Origin of the sequence: Paenibacillus fonticola DSM 21315 (genome assembly GCF_000381905.1) — a bacterium.
GTDB classification, from domain to species: Bacteria; Bacillota; Bacilli; order Paenibacillales; family Paenibacillaceae; genus Fontibacillus; species Fontibacillus fonticola.
Genome location: NZ_KB907274.1, coordinates 49,769 through 69,835 on the forward strand (window position 1 = coordinate 49,769; position 20,067 = coordinate 69,835).

13 protein-coding genes and 1 pseudogene are annotated in these 20,067 nt (G+C 45.3%); 2 read left to right on the forward strand and 12 right to left on the reverse strand.

Features of this window, described 5'->3' with window-relative positions:
• Positions 1-216 precede the first annotated feature (216 nt).
• Positions 217-1,194, forward strand: a complete 978-nt coding sequence (locus G358_RS0124125; RefSeq protein ID WP_019639834.1) for a phosphotransferase enzyme family protein — start codon at positions 217-219, stop codon at positions 1,192-1,194.
• 532 nt (positions 1,195-1,726) lie between these two features.
• Here the strand turns inward: G358_RS0124125 and G358_RS0124130 are convergent.
• From G358_RS0124130 to G358_RS0124190, 11 genes and pseudogenes are all read right to left on the reverse strand, one after another.
• Positions 1,727-2,815 (reverse strand): response regulator, encoded by a 1,089-nt coding sequence (locus G358_RS0124130; RefSeq protein ID WP_240480104.1) that lies wholly within the window; start codon positions 2,813-2,815, stop codon positions 1,727-1,729.
• Positions 2,796-4,550, reverse strand: coding sequence for a sensor histidine kinase (locus G358_RS0124135; protein ID WP_019639836.1), 1,755 nt, complete (start codon positions 4,548-4,550; stop codon positions 2,796-2,798). Before G358_RS0124135 ends, G358_RS0124130 begins: the two co-directional genes overlap by 20 nt.
• 26 nt (positions 4,551-4,576) lie before the next feature.
• On the reverse strand, positions 4,577-5,464 hold the full coding sequence (locus tag G358_RS0124140) for an alpha/beta hydrolase (protein ID WP_019639837.1): 888 nt from the start codon (positions 5,462-5,464) through the stop codon (positions 4,577-4,579).
• Positions 5,465-5,552: 88 nt separating this feature from the next.
• Positions 5,553-9,389, reverse strand: a complete 3,837-nt coding sequence (locus tag G358_RS0124145) for a leucine-rich repeat protein (protein WP_019639838.1) — start codon at positions 9,387-9,389, stop codon at positions 5,553-5,555.
• A gap of 144 nt (positions 9,390-9,533) precedes the next feature.
• Positions 9,534-12,536, reverse strand: a complete 3,003-nt coding sequence (locus tag G358_RS0124150; protein WP_019639839.1) for a GLUG motif-containing protein — start codon at positions 12,534-12,536, stop codon at positions 9,534-9,536.
• Between the two features lie 270 nt (positions 12,537-12,806).
• Positions 12,807-13,073, reverse strand: a pseudogene (locus tag G358_RS31430) (type II toxin-antitoxin system PemK/MazF family toxin); the annotation flags it as partial.
• Between the two features lie 410 nt (positions 13,074-13,483).
• On the reverse strand, positions 13,484-15,166 hold the full coding sequence (rlmD, locus tag G358_RS0124165) for a 23S rRNA (uracil(1939)-C(5))-methyltransferase RlmD (protein WP_019639841.1): 1,683 nt from the start codon (positions 15,164-15,166) through the stop codon (positions 13,484-13,486).
• A gap of 285 nt (positions 15,167-15,451) precedes the next feature.
• Positions 15,452-15,619, reverse strand: coding sequence for a hypothetical protein (locus G358_RS33225; protein ID WP_019639843.1), 168 nt, complete (start codon positions 15,617-15,619; stop codon positions 15,452-15,454).
• 36 nt (positions 15,620-15,655) lie between these two features.
• Entirely contained in the window at positions 15,656-16,537 is an 882-nt protein-coding gene (locus tag G358_RS0124180; protein WP_019639844.1) for a diacylglycerol kinase, read from the reverse strand.
• Positions 16,538-16,556: 19 nt separating this feature from the next.
• Positions 16,557-17,459 carry a sirohydrochlorin chelatase gene (locus tag G358_RS0124185; RefSeq protein ID WP_019639845.1) on the reverse strand — a complete coding sequence of 301 codons (903 nt, stop codon included), beginning with the start codon at positions 17,457-17,459 and terminating at the stop codon, positions 16,557-16,559.
• Between the two features lie 4 nt (positions 17,460-17,463).
• Positions 17,464-17,754, reverse strand: coding sequence for a YerC/YecD family TrpR-related protein (locus tag G358_RS0124190; RefSeq protein ID WP_019639846.1), 291 nt, complete (start codon positions 17,752-17,754; stop codon positions 17,464-17,466).
• Between the two features lie 227 nt (positions 17,755-17,981).
• Between G358_RS0124190 and G358_RS0124195 the strand changes: the two genes are divergently transcribed.
• Positions 17,982-18,509, forward strand: coding sequence for a hypothetical protein (locus tag G358_RS0124195; RefSeq protein WP_019639847.1), 528 nt, complete (start codon positions 17,982-17,984; stop codon positions 18,507-18,509).
• A 191-nt stretch (positions 18,510-18,700) separates the two neighbouring features.
• Here G358_RS0124195 and G358_RS31910 read toward each other — a convergent pair whose 3' ends face one another.
• On the reverse strand, positions 18,701-19,999 hold the full coding sequence (locus tag G358_RS31910; protein WP_019639848.1) for a glycosyltransferase family 8 protein: 1,299 nt from the start codon (positions 19,997-19,999) through the stop codon (positions 18,701-18,703).
• Between the last annotated feature and the right edge of the window lie 68 nt (positions 20,000-20,067).

The following is a 20,067-nucleotide window of genomic DNA, read 5'->3' on the forward strand; positions in this document are numbered from 1 at the left end:
TTAGCACTTATTGCTCTCAAGAAGGATGAAATAAAACGACAACGGATTTCGTTATAGGTAAATTCCATTCCTTGAATTATACTGTCCGTTGTGGCTGTATTCACCCTTCATCAAGAACTAAGTAGTTAAAATCAAATATAATCAAACATTACATATTTCCAACAAATAGGTGTGTTATTATAATTTTATACAATTGTAACAAGGGGAGATTTGGTATTGAATAAAAATTTGAGTATTGCAAAGGAAGCAATAAATAACTACTCAATAACATGTAAATCGATTGACTTTATTGGACAGAGTGCAAATATTATCTATAAAATCACTGACCTGGAAAACAACAGTTATAGTCTCCGCATACATATATCAAAAAGCGAAACCCTTGAAAGTATTTGGACTGAACAAGAAGTGATTCGTTCAGAAATGGTTTGGCTTCACTCCTTATCCTTGGATACAGATTTAACTCTACCTTCACCAATTAAGAATATCCATGGGGAATTTATTACAGATGTAAATAGCACAAAATGTACTTTAGTAAAATGGGTGGAAGGTGAGCAGAAACCATTCATTACTACTTTAGATGATGCTGGATACGTAGGCGAAATGATAGGTAAATTACATAGACAATCATCATTTTGGAAAGCCCCAAGTTTATTTGAGCGACCTTCATTTGATGGCTCTCGTTTATTGCAATCACTTGAAAAGATTAAAGAGCAGTCTAATGCAGGATTGCTTAATACAGGTGATACAGAGCTTCTTCAGAATGCAGGTCAACGTGTAATTAATATGATGAACTCTATCGAGAGAACATCCAGTAATTGGGAGATGATTCATGCGGATTTGATTCCAAGTAATTTTGTGTTTCATGGCAAAGAAGCGAGTCCTATCGATTTTGGTGCTTGTGGCTTTGGTTTTTATTTATTTGATCTTGGCTGGACTTTTTCATATATACATCCTTCATTCAGAGACCAGCTACTTACATCATATTCTAAATATCATCCGTTACCAGAAAACCATATTGAGTTATTAGAAGGTTTTTTTATTGCTGGACAACTTGAAACCATGAATTTTTGGCTGGGTCTACCAGACTCTAATGAATGGCTACCAGACCATATTGGTAAATTAGCCAATAGAGAAATTAATTCCTATGTAAAGAATGAATCGTTTCTTTTCAATGGTATACCTTACTGGGAATAAAAATTTAATACACGGTAAAACGATATTAATCTAAGATTAGTAAGTTACAATAAGAGCCATGTAGAGAGGTCTACATGGCTCTTACGCCTTTATTTTCTCACCTGTTAAACTGTGCTAAAGAACACCCCTGATTTATTGATTTTATGTTATATGTAATTCACTTTGAAATATTCATAATAAGTAATATTTTTAAGCTCCCCGACCATCTCAGAACTAAAAAAGAGCCTTGATGACTTCATGTCATTCAATGAACTCACTCCAGAATTACTTCACAAACTAATTGACCGTATTGAAATAAAAGCAGATGGGAGTCCGAGTATCTTTTACAGATTATCGAACCCCTCTGCTTATTCTTTACTCCTAACTATCAACGCACACACTCCACATGTGTTGTATGCGGGCATACATCCCATTATTAATAATGGCTTCTGTTATAGTCACATACAATCGCGTAAATTCAATGATTTAGCATACTCTTTGTTATCTACTCTCTTATCTTTACTGCACCTTACCACCAATTTTTGCGGCAGTTTTACGGCAAGATCTCCTCTCCTATGGAGGGAAGACTTCCCATCTCTTTCTGATATACTTTTATAAAATGCTCATAATGACTTCGGAAAGATTGATAATCCTTTGCTGTACGGTAAGCCTTCATTAAAAACACATTAGCTTCCTCGTCCAATTCGTTACGCGAAACGATCTTTCTAGCAATTAATATGGATTGGGTTACTTGATTATTGGCAAGAAGCCAGCGAACTAGCCTTATAGCAAAATCGTGATAGCGTATCGCGAGTCCTTCTTGTTCTGGAACGGCCCACGTATAAAATTTGTTTTCATACAAGTCGCCAGTAAATCTTTTTTCCCATTCGAGCGCTTCTTTAACCGTAAATTCATTCCAGTCCTTCACACGGTAAACATAGGATTCGAATGAAATAAAGTCCACATCTATATGAGTCATTTCTAACATATACTGTTCGTCGAAAGTACGGACGATTGGTTTTAAACCATGTGATTGCAATGCCTTTCGCAACTGGTAAACGGCCGTATTAAGGTAAACCACCGCATTCTCTAATGGCATGTCTGGAAAAACTTCATCGATAACTCTATCCCTTGAAACCGCTCGACCTCGCCCAAGAAGTAAAAATGCAAATAACTCTTGACTCTTTTTTGAAATGAACTTCACTTTGCCTGCTTGCACACTACTTACCTCTAAACCGCCTAATGCTTTCACTACTAGTCGGTTGACATCCGTCTTTTCAGGCAGCTTCCTATTTTTCTCTCTTGCCCTTTCAATGGTTTGTATCAATCTTTTTTGCGATACGGGCTTAACCATATAATCAAGCGGATACGTATCGAAAGCATCAACCGCATATTCTCGATGAGAAGTCACAAATACAATTTCCATATCTTTTTGTCCAGCGCGTAATTGCCTGGCAAGCTCTAATCCACTTTCGTCTGCAATCATAATATCAACAAATGCGATATCGACCACTGTATTTTGCGTGAATAGAAGGGCGTCTTTTACACTTTGAAACCCACCGATAATTTCTACATTTTCTATTTTCCTTAACATTCTTTGCATAATTACGAGCATCGCTTGTTCATCGTCGATGATGATCACCTTCAACTTTTTCACCTTCTCTCAACGAAAGATGGACGGCACTGCCTTTCCCTAATACGCTGTCAATCCATAAATCTCCGCCACTCATCTTCGCAAATTGGCAACTGACTTGTAGACCTAGTCCTGTCCCACGTTCCCCCTCGGTTCCGATCGTAGAGATGACTTGTCTTTCTGTAAATAATTGCTCCAACAGCTGTTTAGACATGCCAATACCTTGATCGCGGATAGTGATCAAGATTTTTCCTTCCTGATACTTTTCGGCTGCAACCTCAACCATTGCCCCCCGGTTGGAAAATTTAATCGAATTGGAAAGTAAATTGCGAAGTACCATGACAATCGCTTCTCGATCGACATATACAATGATAGCTTCGTCAACTTTAATTACGACGTCAATATCTTTCGCCTTACTTTTAATAGACAGAATACGATAAGCTTCATAAATAAGGTCGACTAAGGCCAACGATTCAGGGTTAAGCGAGACGTCATTTTTTTGATTACGGAACCATTCCAGCACATTGCCAACCGTCATATAGGTTGAACGGATTTGTGAACTTAAAAAATCAAGCAGCTTCGCTGTTTCCAACGAGAACAGTTGCTTTTCTTCTTCTAGCATTTCGATCAAATTCACCTGAAGAGCAATTGGCTCACGAATGTCGTGAGAAACAAGGGTAAATAATTGATCTTTCATAAAATTAAGATGTGCGATTTCTTCTAATCGTTGTTGCTTTTCTGTTACATCAAATAATATCGAGACCGTTCCCATTAAGCGAGCGCCTTTGGAATAGAGCGGATACACTTTAACCATGAAATATTTCTCTTCGCCATCCATTTCTTTCTTTACTTCTATCGACTTCTCTACCATACCGTTGCACGCATCCAACCACTCGGGCCAATCTTTTAAAAATTCAGACACGTCTTTTCCAACAATTGATTTGCTGTTTTTTTCCCCGAACAACGGCTGTATAAAGATATTGCAGTCAATGATCGTTCCCTTTTGATCGACAGTCAAAACCCCTTCTCGGATGGTATCCACTATAAAATCCCTTGCCAGTGGCACGATCGTAAATATTTTATTTTTGTAGATAACCCAAAGCATAATAATGCCCAATACACCGCAATAAACGGAAATGGGAAGCAACCATTGCGATAAATCCGGGAATACCAATTTAACCACTTCGATGACGGCTGATATGGATGCGAGTAAAATGACGATAATGCCTGGTTTACGAACCTCCGGCCTCGCCTTTCGCAAATACATAATAAAAAAATAAACACAGGTTAGCAAAATGAAATAACAAAATATATTAAAGGCAATCGCTAGACTAGTCCTGGGCACATCTAGGTAGCCATTAACGAGTGTAGCTGTTTCAAATATTAAATGGGTTTTGGGATTTGTCCATATAAGCACCGACCATCCGATAAAAAAAAGCAGCAGTAAGAGCTGTTTATACCATTTTAACCACTCATCCCTAGCATATAAATCTAGCACACAAAGAATAACTAATGGGACGGTAATCGCAAGCGCTGTCTGTTCTATTTGCCGAAAAAAAAGCTTGATTGCTACATCATTGCTATACAATTCGAGAATGACACCACAACCAAAGACAACTCGACAAACCATAACCCATGCAAAATAACGGACTCCGCGTTTTTGCGAGTGTAAGAATGAATAGATGAGCAACATGCACATCATCATCGCTGACACAATCATGGTTAAAAATATGGCATTATTCATTGTTATTCCTTTCTATTGCTATTCCTTTACTTTATGTTACCAAAAAATTGAACAACTCGTTTCGTATATTTTTCTCTATCTAATCTGTATGCCTGAACATGATCGGCATTAGAAACCGTCCACAATTCCGAATGCTCCTTGTAGGCTTCGTGCAAACGTATACTGTTTTCATATGGTATCGAATAATCCTGATCCCCATGAATAAATAAAACGGGGCGTGGATGTATGTTCTTTAAAGCTTTTCTTGGATTTACCCTCTTGGCATTTCCTACATGCATTCTTATAAAAGCAAGCGTGAGTGGTGTGAATGGGAAACTCGGCAGTTTTGTCCACACGTAAAACTTTTCGGTTAAATAGGTAGATAATTCGTCAAAAGGACTATCCGCGACTACACCAACTACTTCGGGCGCGCGGGCAGCCGCAAGTAAAGCAGTAGATGCGCCCATTGAAAAACCAATCAGGCCAATCGAAGAAGGGTGATTGGCTTTCACCCACGCAATCGCACTCAATAGATCCTCCTGTTCGTACAGACCAATTGTAGCCACATTGCCGCTAGATTCCCCACAGCTGCGAAAATCGAACAGCAGGACATGAAAACCGTTTTTCGTCAAATCCTTTGCTAATTTTAAAGCAGGTAATTTCTTTTCCAAGCGATTCCCCCGATAACCGTGTGCAAAAATAATGGTCCTGTTTTTGGGTTGTTGTGCCGGAATGAACCATCCCTCCAAAGAAGTATCATCTCTGCTTTGAAAGGAGATTAACTCAAAATCGAGACCGTAGTCTTCTGGCGATTCGTTTATCGGTTTTCTTACATGATTACGCGTTAATTTCAGCGACACGATAAAAGAGATCATAAGACAAACCAAGATGGCCAAAGCAACAATAGACACGATGATCCAAGCAAGGAATATCATCCGTAGTACTTCCTTTCTTTATTATAATTAGGTTGGAAAATAGAAACTCCCACAATATCCGTTTCTGTGGGAGTCTCCATTCCTATCACTACTTATTTTCCAGGCGACCTAACACTTCTATAAAATTTATTAACATTTTTGCTGCCTGCGCCCTTGTTGCTTGCTCGTTAGGCATAAAATTTCCGCCAGACCCCTCTGCAATGTTTAATTCAACAAGCATCGCAATGGCATTTTGCGTTTCTTGATTATATCTTGCAATATCCGGAAAATAGGCCAGCGGTTTCGGTTGGTATGGTGTTCCGTTTACCTTCTCATAGGTACGGTAAAAAAATAAGGCAAGGTGAGCACGCGTCACATCTGCATAGGGCTTGAACGTCTGGTCTGGATAACCTTTAGCCACACCATTTGCATATGCCTTTTCAAGCTCCTTCATTGCATCTTTCCCGATCGATTGAACATCTGTAAATGGCACTTGCTTTTGTTGATCCAATTCCAATAATCGTACAAAAACGCTTGTTACCTCCATACGGCTTATATGTTCATCCGGTCGGAATGTTTGACCTGGATAACCATCAAACATTCCCTCCCAATAAGTTTTCTTGATATAGCTTTCCGCCCAATGCCCTGCAATATCGGTGAATGGGACCTTTTCCAATCGATTCACGGAAATGGTATAGGTTTGTTTATCCCCATTCTCGGCGAAGATAATAATATCGAAAATGTTTTTTCCTTCGTTCAATAGCAACGTTTGTTCATCTACAAACGCTTTACCATTTAATGTGATTTTCGCCTTAGGATGATGTGTCTTCACGATAATTTCTACGGTTTCTGCTTCCGTTTCACCCAAATCATATTCGAATAGGGTTGGATCGAAAGGCAATATATTTTCCCCATTAATATTTGCTTCTAATCTATCCAAGCTTATATCACTGGAAGGAATATCACTCGAAGGGATATCACCGAAAGGATTATAAACTCCCCATCCTGGGCTTGGACGTGCTTGAGATGATAAAACGGTCAATTGCAGTGTTGCTTGATCAGGAATATTATAGTCTGCTAAGGTGCGGCCATCTTCTAACACCTTGCCTCCAAAAGTTATTTTTTGCTTTTCAGTTGTAATCCCTTCTTCATCTTGAATTTTTTGTTTCAGTTGCTGAACAGAGTCGTTACTATTTACGTGAAGTGTGATTATCTTCCCACCTACTATTTGCACTTGAATGATTAATAGGGACTTATCAATATTAGCGATCGTAGTCTTATCAACTCTTTCATTCCCTGCCTTATCTTTCGCATAAACCGTGTACACACCATTTTGTGTGACCGTAAATTGACTGTCTATCACATCAGCACCATCTCCGTCTTGGAAATAGGCAAGATCTCTATCCCCTATCGCCCATTGTAGCTCTACTTCACTTGCCCTGCCGTTTACCACATCAATGGTGACTGTCACATCCTTATTCGTCGGCGCTGTTTCACTTGGGATCAATGTAATCGTCAAGCATTCATTCGCTTCGAGCTGCTCGAAAGAATACCCCCAATGGGTCGCTAGTTCGTTTGCAGTCGATCCACAATAGCCACGAATCGTTAATTGTTCAGGATCCGTTGGATTCCCACTATGAAATACTTCCCGATCAATATTTACCTGATTGCTCAATACTGTAAATTCCCTTATCTGATTATCCTTAAAAGCACCCTCGCCAATAGACCTGACAAATTCCGGTATCGTTACCGATTGTAAATTATTTTTATAAAATGCATACTCTCCAATACTCGTAACACTATCAGGTATAATCACACTCTCTAAATTCTTTTCACTAAAGGCGTAATTCCCGATAGCCGCAACAGTTTGCCCATCCAGTGTATTCGGGATTTCTATACTTGTATCCGTTCCCCTGTACCCTGTTATTCTTACAGTACCACTTCCATTATTTACATATATATAATCAGACTGTTTCATCTCAAATATTACAGTTGTCTCGTTACCCGCTTCATCTGCAACGATTAGTTCATACTCGCCATTCGCACTCACCGTTGTTCCACTTGTGAAGGCAATCCCATTTAATGTTGCGGTCCCTTCATTGAAAGAGATGGTTACAGGTGCATTATACACTTCACCGTCCGTGACACCAGTAACTACGGGAGGGGTCTTGTCGATATTATTGATTGGTATCGTTGCAGTCAACTCTCTCCCAAGAACGTCTTCGACATATACGGTGTACGTATCATTTTCTGAAACGGTAAATTCATTTGAAGCAACAAGCTCTCCTCCGCCATTTTGAAAATAAGCAAGGTTTTGATCCCCTTTTGCCCATTTCAATTCGCCGATGCTTTCTGACAACTTATTCACACTTACAGAAATCGTCACATCTTGGTTTGTAGGATTTGTTTCACTTGGTGTCAAGCTTATTCCTAAACACTCTGCCTTAGGCGATTCTGCGAACGAATAACCCTTATCGTTAGCGTGTGCTTCGGCAGTAGATCCGAAACAGCCGTAAATCGTTAGATCATCCGGATTTGTTTGATTCCCTTCAAACACGCTTCCTTCAATGCTCGCAAAATAATTTATGATTGTTACAGAAGTTAAATCATTTGCAGAAAATGCTTGTTTTCCAATGTTAGTGACACTATATGGGAGTTCAACCGTTATTAATTGCTTCCCCGAAAAGGCATCTTCCCCGATCACTGTCACATCTTTACCATCTATCGTGTCCGGAATGAGCACATCCGTGTCAGAGCCAGTATATCCAGTGATTGTTACTGTATCATCTTCATTAAATTTACATTTAAAATCTGTCTTTTCTCCACAAGCAGTTGAACCACTCCCCTCCAATACTTGAAAGGCATAGTCGTTTTCTATTGCATATTGTTCTGTTGTCGACCCACTATGACCAATTAGCGTTACATCCCCTGGTTTCGCGGGCGGAGTTGGAAAAAAAGGCATCATCCCAAAAATCAATTCTGCATTATATACCTTGACTTCTGTTAAGGGATTTAAGGCAAAAGCAGCATCACCAACCGTGTTCACAGTACCGGGGATCACGACTTCATTCAGTTTATTCTGTAAAAAAGCTTGCTCGCCAATTTCCCCCACACCTTCATTTAAGACAACCGTTTCTATCACATTTCCCATGAATGCATCTTTTTCAATGACCGACACACTGCCAGGAATATGAATTGACTCCAGCGAGTTATTCTTAAAGGCACCTTCTCCTATTGAGCTTAAACCATCTTCCAGGATTAATGTATGAATATTATTTTTACCTTCTTCACCTATAAAAGCCTGCTTGCCAATAAAAGTGATTGTTCCTGGGAGCCTCACTTCCTCTAGCTTGTTATCGATAAATGCTTCCTCACCGATTACTTCCACACCATCCGGAATATATACCGATTGTATTTCGTTATCCCAAAATGCTTTGTCCTCTATTGTTTTCAAACCTTCTCTTAAGGTTAACGTACTCAGGGTTCCCTGACTGAACGCTCCCTGCCCAATTGTTGTCACCGTACTTGGTATGTCTATATGATCGAAGCTATTTCCCGCAAATGCCATTAAGCCAATTTCTACTAACCCCTCATTTAAAGTAACAGACTGCAATCCGCTTCCCATAAATGCCCCGATACCAATCGTTGTGACAGTTTTAGGGATAATTACTGTATTCAAATTTTTCCCCATAAACACTTGGTTTCCAATCACCGTAACATCTTTCCCCATGATCTGTTCCGGAATATTCACGTCCGTATCGGTTCCTAAATACCCCGTGATGGTTATCGTTTCGCCGTTTTCCAAAAACTCATAGTCTCCCTCATCTGCAAAAACTTCCAATCCAGAGTTAATTAGCATATTGGGCAATAGGAGCAGCATCGTAAGTCCAATCATCCGGATCTTACGAATAAAGCCTCTCCATGTGCTGCGTTTTTCCCGTAACATCTTCCTCCACCTTTCCTTTCCTGAACGTATAGGAGCCATTCTAGCAAGCCATAATGAAAGAAAAGTGAAAGATTTTGATCAGGCAGCAAAAAAAAGGCGGGTTCTGCGCAGCCACGCAAACCCGCCAAAGACAATAAAATGAACTCATTTGATTGACATTTCAACACTTCGATCATCGAGAACATGCCATAATCTAAGCAGCAGCACAGTTGCTTCTGCTCTAGTCGCCGAATCGGACGGGCTGAATCGATTGCCTTTACGTCCGCTCAATAAACCTCTCTGAACGGCTTCCTGGATGTACCCTTTTGCCCAATGCGGAATTTCAGCATCATCCATAAAGGCTGTGCTCCCTTGTTCAATCTCCCACTTCATCGCTCTTGCCATCATCGTAACCATCTCTGCTCGACTCACGCTATCCAGCGGCCGAAGTGAATGATCCGGGTATCCGCTCAACATGCCATTTTCCACCGCAGTACTGACCGCAGACATCGCCCAAGCAGGAATTTGATCCTGATCGATAAAGACTTGCTCGCTCAATGGAGAAGCTGATAAAGCAACACCCATTGTTCGAAGCAAGATCGCTGCGAACTCTACTCGTGTGATGTCGCTTTGCGGATGAAAGCTCGTATCCGAATGACCATGTACAATTCCTCGCTTAAAGGCTTCACAGATAAGCGAGCTTGCCCAATGACCCGTAATATCTTGAAATGAGCACGCCGTAGTCTCCGGAGTTGGGACCATCGCAGGTGCTACTATACGATGAATCGTCAGACTATATGTCTTGGTCGTACCGTCTTCCGCTTTCACGACAATCTCAAACACATTGTCTCCTTCTGCAAGTATGACCGTTTTCTCTCCTTCCAGATCAGCGTCATCCAAGCTTACTGTAGCCCATGTATCGGAAGGTGTCGCTTTAATCGTGGCCTCACTTGCCATTGTTTCAGCTCGATAACGAGTCGTACTGCCTGCCGCAAATTCCGGTGATAATGCCAGTTCTACGCCATCTGCGGAGACTCTCAATTTTGCAAGATTCGTGTCGCTGGAGCGCCATGGTCCAGATGATCCAGATGATCCAGATGATCCGGACCCACTGCTGGCTCCACCGTTCACTTGTTTCCAAGTCGCATACAATAACAGGTTGCTCGTTAATGGTCTCGTTTCGCCAACCGCATACTGCACCCCTCTGCCATTGGGATCGGTATTCCACCCTTGGAAGAGATGTCCTGTCCTCGTCCAATTGAAATCCTCTATCGTCACAGACGAACCCGTCCGATAAGGCTTGCTTACATACAACCCAATGCCATCATTCGAATCATTCCCCATGTAAGTTAAGAAGGCTTGCATGTCTTGCATGCCTACTAAATAAGGATATCCATCATGATGCTGATCTGCTTGCCATAAGGTATCGAAATCCCAGCCATCATAGTTTGCCCTATTTTTCATTTGTTCAGAAGTTAATCCTTGACCGTTATCATCAGACTGGCCTGATAAATCCTTATCATAATAACTACTCATAATCGTTCCTGACACATTATCGCCAACTAAACCGCCTACGTATATCCCTCCTGACACCATGCCAATCGCGTAGCTGTTTACAATCTCACCACTATTGTCACCGACAAGTCCTCCGATCGAATCACTGGGACCCGAGTTACACCATCCTTTTACATTTCCTGTGGCATAGCTGTTGGAAATTTTCCCTTCGTTATCAGAAACTAAGCCACCGACATCGTCACAACCTTGCACATTTCCAGTGGCAAACGAAAAGGTCATTTCACTCCTATCAAAATTACCGACCAATCCACCGACATCGTTTTCGCCAATAACATTGCCCGTCGCATAGCTTTCGGTAACGGTGCCGCGTTCAAACCGTCCCACTAAGCCGCCCATACTTTTAATCCCTTCTATTGCGCCTGTCGCATAGCTTTTGGTAACGGCCCCATCTGACATACGACCAACGAGACCGCCAATGTTACCCGATCCTGAGATATTACCTGTTGCAGAACTGCGGGAAATAGTGGCATTCATGGCAGTACCAACCAAACCGCCGATGTTGTGTAGAGCTGTCACCTCAACTGCTGCATGACTATTTGAAATAGTAGAATTGTCACTATACCCGATTAAGCCGCCAATATGCATACCCTCACCAGTAACACTACCCGTTGCAGAACTGTTGGATAAATGACTATTTGCATCCAAGTATCCAATCAAACCACCAACCACGCCATTACCCGAGACACGACCCATTGCGGAACTTACCGAAATTTCCGAATTATTCGTCGCATGGCCAATTAAACCACCGATATAATCGTGACCTATGACTTCGCCGGATGAAGAAATATCAGATACTTTGGATTCAGTAGCCCAGCCAATCAAGCCACCGACTCCATCTCGACCCGTCACATGTATGAGTGAAGAACTGTTTCGCAGTGTAGACCAATAAGCCTGTCCAATAACACCACCCGTATACAGTCTTTCGCCTATGACCGTCCCATTAATCTTACTATTAGAAATGTGAGTACCATGGGATACACCAATTAGGCCGCCGGTACTATTGAAATGACCTAATACATTTACGTCTGCAGTCACATTAGAAATTTGAACATCCGCATTCCAACTCCTCCCCATTAAACCCCCAACACGATTAAAGCCATATACGGCTCCCGACACACTAACATTATCAATAACAGTCGAACCTGTAATCTGGCCAACGAGTATACCCACATCGTAATCCCCCCTGACTTCTAGTGCATCGATAGTCAGGTTAACGATACTTCCTCCTGTAAGTACATTCTCGAATAAGCCTATGCCACTCTCATTCCCCAATATTTTCAAATTGGAAATGGTATAGCCTGCACCATCCAATCTTCCACTAAAATTCGGGATTGGCACCCATACCGTCGTTGAAGGATCTTCACTTAAATCAATATTGTTTATTAACATGTAATGACTCGTCGGATCATTTCTTATCTCGTTTAATTGTTCTGCTGTTGCAATCCGATACGGATCTAGTTCCGAACCGTCACCGCCCTCGAAACTGACCGCCGCATGTGCGGTCCCCACTGATGGAAACCATCCCGGGTAAGGAACGGACAATAACAAACTTATGATTAATACTAAAACGCCTTGCTTCTTCCACTGATTCATAATTCTCCTCCTAGTGCTATCATTCCGCCTATTTTTCAGCAACATCATAATATGAACCAATGAAAGAATAATGAAAGATTATAACCCTTCGGGTTCAGGTCCCTTACCTGTAAATGCAAAAAGGCCCAACCTTCGGTTGGACTTTCTACATTTTATGGACCTAGGGGGATCGAACCCCTGACTTCTACACTGCCAGCGAAGCGCTCGCACAGCTGTGCTATATAGCAGTCGCAAATATTTGCAATGCTCGCTAAATCGGGAATTAAAGGCTTACTCTGATAACCAGCCATCGATTTGCTTCTTTACTTTCAGCAGGACTTCAGGTTGTACCTTCCCAAATTTCCGTAAGTAAATGGATTGCGACAGCGTGTAGATTTTATCGGCACGGATTGCCGAATCCACTTTAAGCTCACCTTCAACCATCTCGTCATTAGTAATGATAATCTGATATTCTCGATCAGTGACATTCGAAGTAATCGCCGCAACAATTACATCTTGGTATCGCCGATTATAATCATTGTTAGACAATACCAGAACAGGCCTTCTTTTCTACGATGTCAGGTCACCGATTGGTATCGGAATAAGTACGATATCGCCTTGACTAAGCATTATTCCATACCTCACCGTCAATATCGTTTTGCCAGAAATCCAGACTGCTTTCCGCTACCCTACTAAGTTCAACTAATTCTCTGTTTTCACGTTTCATTTTCAAGTACCCGATAAAGTCCGCTACTTCTTCCACTTCCTGCTAAGGAATTTCAGCGATCATTTTATATAACGTTTCCTTGGATACGCTCATCTTTTCACACTTCCAGCTTCATTACTTAATCATGTCTCGTAGCTTACCTTGATTATAACATATGCCGGGCTACGCATTAACTGGCACCATTCGAGAATATGGCGGATTTACCGCGCGTCCCCAATTCGTCCCCAAACCCTATCATCCATCACTCAAAATCCTTATACACCAAGGAACAAACGACTTCCACATGTGTCGTATGCGGGAACATATCCACCGGCTGCACCTCTAGCGTACGATAGCCACCGTCCTCCAGAATCCGCAGATCCCTGGCAAGTGTCGAAGGATTGCAGCTCACATATACGACTCGCTCCGGTTTCATCTCCAGGATCGTCTCCAGCAGGCGAGGGTCGCAGCCTTTACGCGGAGGATCGACCACGATCACATCTGCTTCGATACCCTGCTCCTTCCAGCGTGGAATAACATCCTCGGAAGCACCTACCTCAAAGGTAACATGCTCCATGCTATTCAGTTCTGCGTTAGCCCGGGCGTCATCGATTGCTTCCTTGACAATTTCTACACCGTAGACGCGTTTGGCATGCTGGGCAAGGAATAGCGAGATCGTGCCGATCCCGCAATAAGCGTCAATTACCGTCTCATTGCCAGTCAGTCCGGCGTACTCCACGGTTTTGCCATAGAGCACTTCTGTCTGTACCGGGTTCACTTGATAGAATGAGCGGGCAGAGATGGCAAATTTTACGTCTCCAATATAGTCATAGATGACATCCCGACCCCAGAGGACATGGGTGACATCGCCGAAAATGACGTTCGTCAGGCGGGTATTGATGTTCTGGCAAATACTGACCACATTCGGCAGTTCCTCGCGGATGGCTGTGATCCATTCGCTTTCGCGCGGGATGCGCTCACCGTTGGTGACGAGGACGAGCATCATTTCGCCAGTGCGGAAGCCAACCTTGACGACGACATGGCGAAGCAAGCCTTGTCCGCTCTCTTCGTCGTAGGCGATGATGCCCAGGCGGCGGCCGATCGCTTTGACGCGCGCGACTACATCGTCGTTGCTCTCGTGCTGGATGAGGCACGTCTCCATATCGACGATGCGGTGGCTGCCGCGGGCGTAGAAGCCGCCGACCAGGGCGCCGTCGGTGATGCCGACGGGCACCTGAGCCTTGTTGCGGTAGCGCCAAGGCTCGGCCATGCCCAGCGTCGGCAGCACGACAACGCCCTCGCGGGCAGGCGGCTCTGTGCCTGCTGCCGCGTTGTCGGCTGCGCGCGCAGCGAAGCCGGACGCCGCCCCAACGGCGCTTCCGCTGGCCAAGCCGCCCGCATCAGCACTCGTCGCATTGCCGCCCAACGCCGCAACGCGCAGCTTGCCGATGCGCTCCAGCGCATCGACCACGTGCTGGCGCTTCCAGGCCAGCTGGCCCGCGTAGCTCAAGTGCTGCAGCTGGCAGCCGCCGCACTTTTCGTAAATGCCGCACGGTGCAGCTACGCGATCCCGGCTGGCCTCCCGCAGCTCGAGCAGCTTGGCATAGCCGTACTGCTTCTTCGTCTTCAGCACCTTTACGAGCACCTTCTCACCCGGAAGCGCGCCAGGCACAAACAGCGTGTAGCCGTCTGCCCGGCCCACGCCCTCGCCGTCGTGATTCATGCCAATGATGTCGATGACGACTTCATCGTTTTTGCTGACAGGCAATCCGGCGATTTCTGGAGCCTGCTGTTTTCTAGCACCACGCAATCTGCCCGCGCTTTCTTGTCTGTTTCCTTTACTGGAGCTGGAGCTGCGGATGCCAGCCTCGCGCTCCGCTCGTCCCCGAGCATAGCCCGCCGATTCCTTCCTGCCCGCAGCTCCTTTACTTCGATGGTTCTTCATTGCTGGTACTTCACTTCTTTCTTGTAAGGTTATTCCTCATGTATTGAATATCTGCCCAGGGGCTTCAGGGTTCAGGGTTCCCGACGAATTCAAGCGTTCGGCTTTTCGAGGTTTTCGAGCTTTCCGGCTTTCCGGCTTTCCGGCTTTCCGAGCTTTTCTGGTTTTTCAAGTTTGCCGGGTTTGCCAGAGCTCCCCCTCATGCCTTCTTCATAAGCCGGGGCTGTTCCCCGCACCCTGTATGCTTCGGAAACAGCCCCTCTATATCCATCAAAATATCAACTCGACTCAACTCTTCACGATCCTATTACCCTGCATTCCCCGAAGTTCATACACAGTACGCGCAGCGCGAACAGCGCTCTCCACCGGAGCCATAGGTCCCCATGCAAGCGCACCTGCACCTGCACCTGCATCTGTACCTGTACCTGTACCTACACCTACACCTACACCTACCACTAGCCAGCTAATCCCCTTTGCCCGCCAATCCAACACCTACGCAAAAATCCGCAAATGCGACGGCAAAATCTCGAACACCCCCGGCAGTTCCCCGCCCAATTCGCCATCCAGATTCAGCTGGACCAAGCCCGGCGAGGTTACCTCCATCCGCTTGGTCTTGAAGTAGACGACGCGCGGATCGCTGAAGTGATCACCACGCAGCGCCATCGTCAGCAGGCGGATGAACTCGGCCAAGTTGCATTTGCGTACCGCAATCACGTCCAGCAGTCCATCATCGATTCGCGCGTCCGGCGCCAGCTTCTCGAAGCCGCCGACGGAGTTGCTGTTCGCAATGAGGAACAGCATAAACTCGCCTTCCAGCACGCCATGACCCTCGGCGCGAATGACCAGCTCCGTAGGCGACAAGCTGGCCACCTTCTCAATTCCCTTCATATAATAAGCCAGCTGCCCGATCATCGTCTTCAGCTTACTGGGCACTTCATACGTCAATTCCGTGAGCGAACCTCCGCCCGCAATATTTATAAAATGGCGGCCATTAACCTTGCCGATATCGATCGGCCGCGTCTTGTTCTCAATGACGAGGTCGCAATAATCCTCCCAGCGCTTGGATATTCCCATCGCCCGGGCGAAATCATTCGTAGTCCCCATTGGGAATATGCCTAGGGGCGGCAAATTGCTCATGCCAGCCATGCCATTGACGACTTCATTCAGCGTGCCGTCTCCACCAGCCGCGATAATCACATCATATCCGCGGCGTACCGCTTCTTGCGCCTCTCGCGTTGCATCGCCTTCACCCGTCGTGGCGTGACATGACGTCTCGATACCGGCAAGGTCAAGGCGGTCCAGCACATCGGGCAGCAGCCGCCGCATTTCCTCTCTCCCCGAGGTCGGATTATAAATAAGCCTAGCTCTTTTCATTCAAAACGCCACCCGTCCATCATAATTTCACTGAATTCATTATATGCAATATCTGATTCAACATCCAGCGAGGCAAAAGCGGATGGGGAAGCAGCGCTTCTCCCGAGTAGCGATATACCAATCCTTCCAGTCTGGAAGGGATTTCTTTCTTCGTGAAATAACCTGCGCTTAAAAATAACGGGGCGATGGCCACCTCATACCCCCGTTTTTGCCAATAACTTACCTTCTTATGCACGCTATCCGGATTTAAAAGCGCAAAGTCCGTCACGGAAATTCCGCTGATATCTTTCACCCGCACAGCCAGCGAAGAAATGCCCTGCTCCCAGCGCTGACGGAAGCCGTCGTGCCTGCTGCCATGCCCGACCAAGAGCAGCGCTTCCTGCTCCGGCTTCCGCGACAATGGCTTTACCTTGTCCCAAATCATCTCCGCCACCAGCGGATCATCGTCGACAGGCTCGCCAAAAAACACGCGAGCAGAGAGGCGAAAACGTACCATGTCCGTCTCCTTCTCCGGCGTGTCCTTCACCCCGAGCGCATAAGCGATTTCATCCACGTGCGTGCTTCCTGAGGACATAAACAGAGGAATAACGATCAAATCGGTTATCCCCTGGGACTCCAGCCGGTCAATACCGTCCTGAATCAGGCGCCCTTCTACAAGTTCAAGGAAAGAGGCTTCCACAGGAAGCCCCTTTGGTAATTCCGCCTTCACTGCTGCTACCGCCTGATCGACCAGCGCAACCCAATTATCGTCCGGGGAGCCGTGGCTGATGACAAGCACTCCCGGACGCACCGGGGCGATGATACAAGGCACGCTGCTGGCCAGTGCCGGGTCAGAACCAGAGTCCCCCTCCAGCCCATACTCCTGTACTTCCTGCATTTCCTGTGCCAACTGCTGATGCAGCAAATTCATGCCAAGCTTCATGACGTTAACGTCCCAGACGATCCAGCGTCATCTTGTACCCGTCATTCCCATAATTCAGACAGCGCTTGACACGGGAAATCGTTGCTGTACTAGCCCCGGTCTCTGCCTCAATTTGATTATAAGTATTTCCCTTGCCCAGCATACGAGCGACTTCCAGGCGCTGAGACAAAGATTGTATCTCATTAACTGTACACAAATCGTCGAAAAAAACGTAGCATTCCTCAATATCCTTCAACGTAAGAATCGCTTCAAATAATTGGTCGATCGTTTTATCATTCAACTTCTTAAGTTGCACTGATTAATCATCCCCTACCATTACTATAAACACATCTTTATTGTACATGAGCCGAGGCTACCTTTTCAAGCGTTAACGGTTTCACGCAGTACAGAAATAACGCCCAAAATACGCAAAAGCCTACCACACCCGGGACATTCGTCTATACACTCAATGCACGAGACACATACAGTGTAATATACAAACGCCTATCTCCATCCTAAATATTTAAAAAGGAAAGTGATACTATGCCTCATTACTATCCTCCCCATCGAAGTGTAACGCCCTCCAACTATACGAATTATTATCCCGGGATCATTCCGTATGAGACACCGCTTACGAATACAGCGGAAGCTTCCGCGCTTGTTCCTTATTCACCGCAAGCCGCAGCGGGAGCGGGCGAAAGCGCCGTACTGCCGGCCGCCGGAGCCGGAGCGGGAGCCGCAAAGTCCACCGGGGGCCTCTCCCTCCCGAATATAGGTGATATCAAAGGGATGATCGACAAGCTCGGCGGGATCGACGGCATACTCGCTACGGTGGGGAAAGTGCAAAAGGTTATGCAAACCGTACAACAGTTTGCGCCGATGGCTAAGCTGATCACAGGCCTTCTCCCCGGCGGCAAAAAAGTAAAACCCAAAGGGGGCCACAACAAGCTGGACGAATACAGGCCGCGACGCCAGCGGCGGGGCAAGGGAAGCGGCAGGAAGAGCAGCAAAAAAGGCAGTAAGCGCCCCTCTTCCCGTGCACGCAGCGGAAAAGCCAATCGCCGCCGTTAATTCCAAAGCCCTGCACATGAATATATTCGGGGCTGCAGAGCTGTCGAGAAGTCTCGGCAGCTATTTTTTCTTTTCCTTTTTCCTATTCGTAATATATGTAAAGATCCCAGTCTGCTTCATTACGGAACCTGAGATCCTTGATCGGCTATTCTTGATTTCACCGATAATCTGCGGTCATTTCTGCACTTTCCTTAATGCACAATCGTCCTTCTATACCCGTTCTTGGTCCGGGAGTGTACCGTCTTCAAAACGGTTCTGGTAACTGTTCTTCGCGGACCTGCTGCAACCCTCCCATTCCTTGCCGGAGACACAACTTCACCTGGATAGAAACTCCATACTCTTTTTTTAGGCTTTAATTGATATCTCTGCTGCACCGATGTTCCCCGATGTATACGGCGTAAAGAATAGGATCGCCAAGGCTTGAGAGTTCGGGCCAGGCCGGCCCCTCTTATGGGTCTCTTCAAAAACTTCTGCTTCCCCAATCCCCTGGACTTCTTCAGTCTCCATTGCCTCTTCAGTCGCTTCGTCGGCGCCTTCTTCATAGAGCGATGCCGTGCTGGATGCACTTTAGTCACTGGACGCTTTCCGGCATGTTCCAGAGGCCCCCTAGAATTCTCCGGCATCGCTGGCCCTTTATGCTCTAAGTGAAGCGGCCACTGATCCACCGCTGTCTTATGCTCATCAAGCGCCCCTGCAAAGTGCGACCCAGGCAATACCCACGGTGTCAGATTAAGATAACTCTGATACAGGGCGAAGCCTGGAGACGCTGGGTCCCACCATTTCGTCTCGCCAGCAAAGTGCACAATTTTATGATGGAAGTCCTGCTCTGGATTATTGATGCAAAAAGCGTTGAATTCCCCGTCAAGTTGTAAATAGTTGTGACCGTAAATGTGATTGAGCACATCCTGGTCCGGTAGAGTCGTGCTGGGATATTGCCGGAGAAAATCCTTCATCTTCACGTACCACTCCGCGTTTTGGCGAATATTATCCAGTCCAAATACGAGAACGCCCGAATTGAAATAAGTATCCGGATTCAACCCAAAGGATACAAGAATGTCGGTGAGTGCTGCGATGCCTAGATCCCGGGCAGCGGCCAGATAGTAACCGTTCAAATCGATATTCCACAACTCTTGAATATCCAGATTTACCAGCACATCGCAATCCAGATAAATGACTTTGTCGACATTAAGCAGTAAAGGCAAGAGCAGACGGTACATGCTCCCCCGGGTCCATGTATTAACCGATTGGGCCCCCTCAACAACTTCAGCCAAGTCTTGTGGCAAGACTATAGAGTAGAATTTGACAGTATGATTATAATGTGTGACCAGTTGTTTAATTCTTAGCTTGTTCTCTTCGGTCAACGACTCGTCATGAAGGATATGAACGTTAACTTGTGAACCTGTATTGTTGAAGACCGATGTAAGAACGACAGCAGCATGTTCCGCATAACTTCCATCCTTATCAGTAAATGCTAAAGCCAATTCAACCATTTCCGATTAGCACCTCTCCCTGGTTTTAGAAAATAACGCATCGTACTTGTTATTCTCACGGCTTGTTA

Coding starts and splice junctions, on each gene's coding strand:
- G358_RS0124140 (WP_019639837.1), bottom strand. CDS start 5,464: ATGATATTCCTTGCTTGGATCATCGTGTCTATTGTTGCTTTGGCCATC.
- G358_RS0124185 (WP_019639845.1), bottom strand. CDS start 17,459: ATGAAGCTTGGCATGAATTTGCTGCATCAGCAGTTGGCACAGGAAATG.
- G358_RS31910 (WP_019639848.1), bottom strand. CDS start 19,999: ATGGTTGAATTGGCTTTAGCATTTACTGATAAGGATGGAAGTTATGCG.
- G358_RS0124150 (WP_019639839.1), bottom strand. CDS start 12,536: ATGAATCAGTGGAAGAAGCAAGGCGTTTTAGTATTAATCATAAGTTTG.
- G358_RS0124180 (WP_019639844.1), bottom strand. CDS start 16,537: ATGAAAAGAGCTAGGCTTATTTATAATCCGACCTCGGGGAGAGAGGAA.
- G358_RS0124135 (WP_019639836.1), bottom strand. CDS start 4,550: ATGAATAATGCCATATTTTTAACCATGATTGTGTCAGCGATGATGATG.
- G358_RS0124195 (WP_019639847.1), top strand. CDS start 17,982: ATGCCTCATTACTATCCTCCCCATCGAAGTGTAACGCCCTCCAACTAT.
- rlmD (WP_019639841.1), bottom strand. CDS start 15,166: ATGAAGAACCATCGAAGTAAAGGAGCTGCGGGCAGGAAGGAATCGGCG.
- G358_RS0124145 (WP_019639838.1), bottom strand. CDS start 9,389: ATGTTACGGGAAAAACGCAGCACATGGAGAGGCTTTATTCGTAAGATC.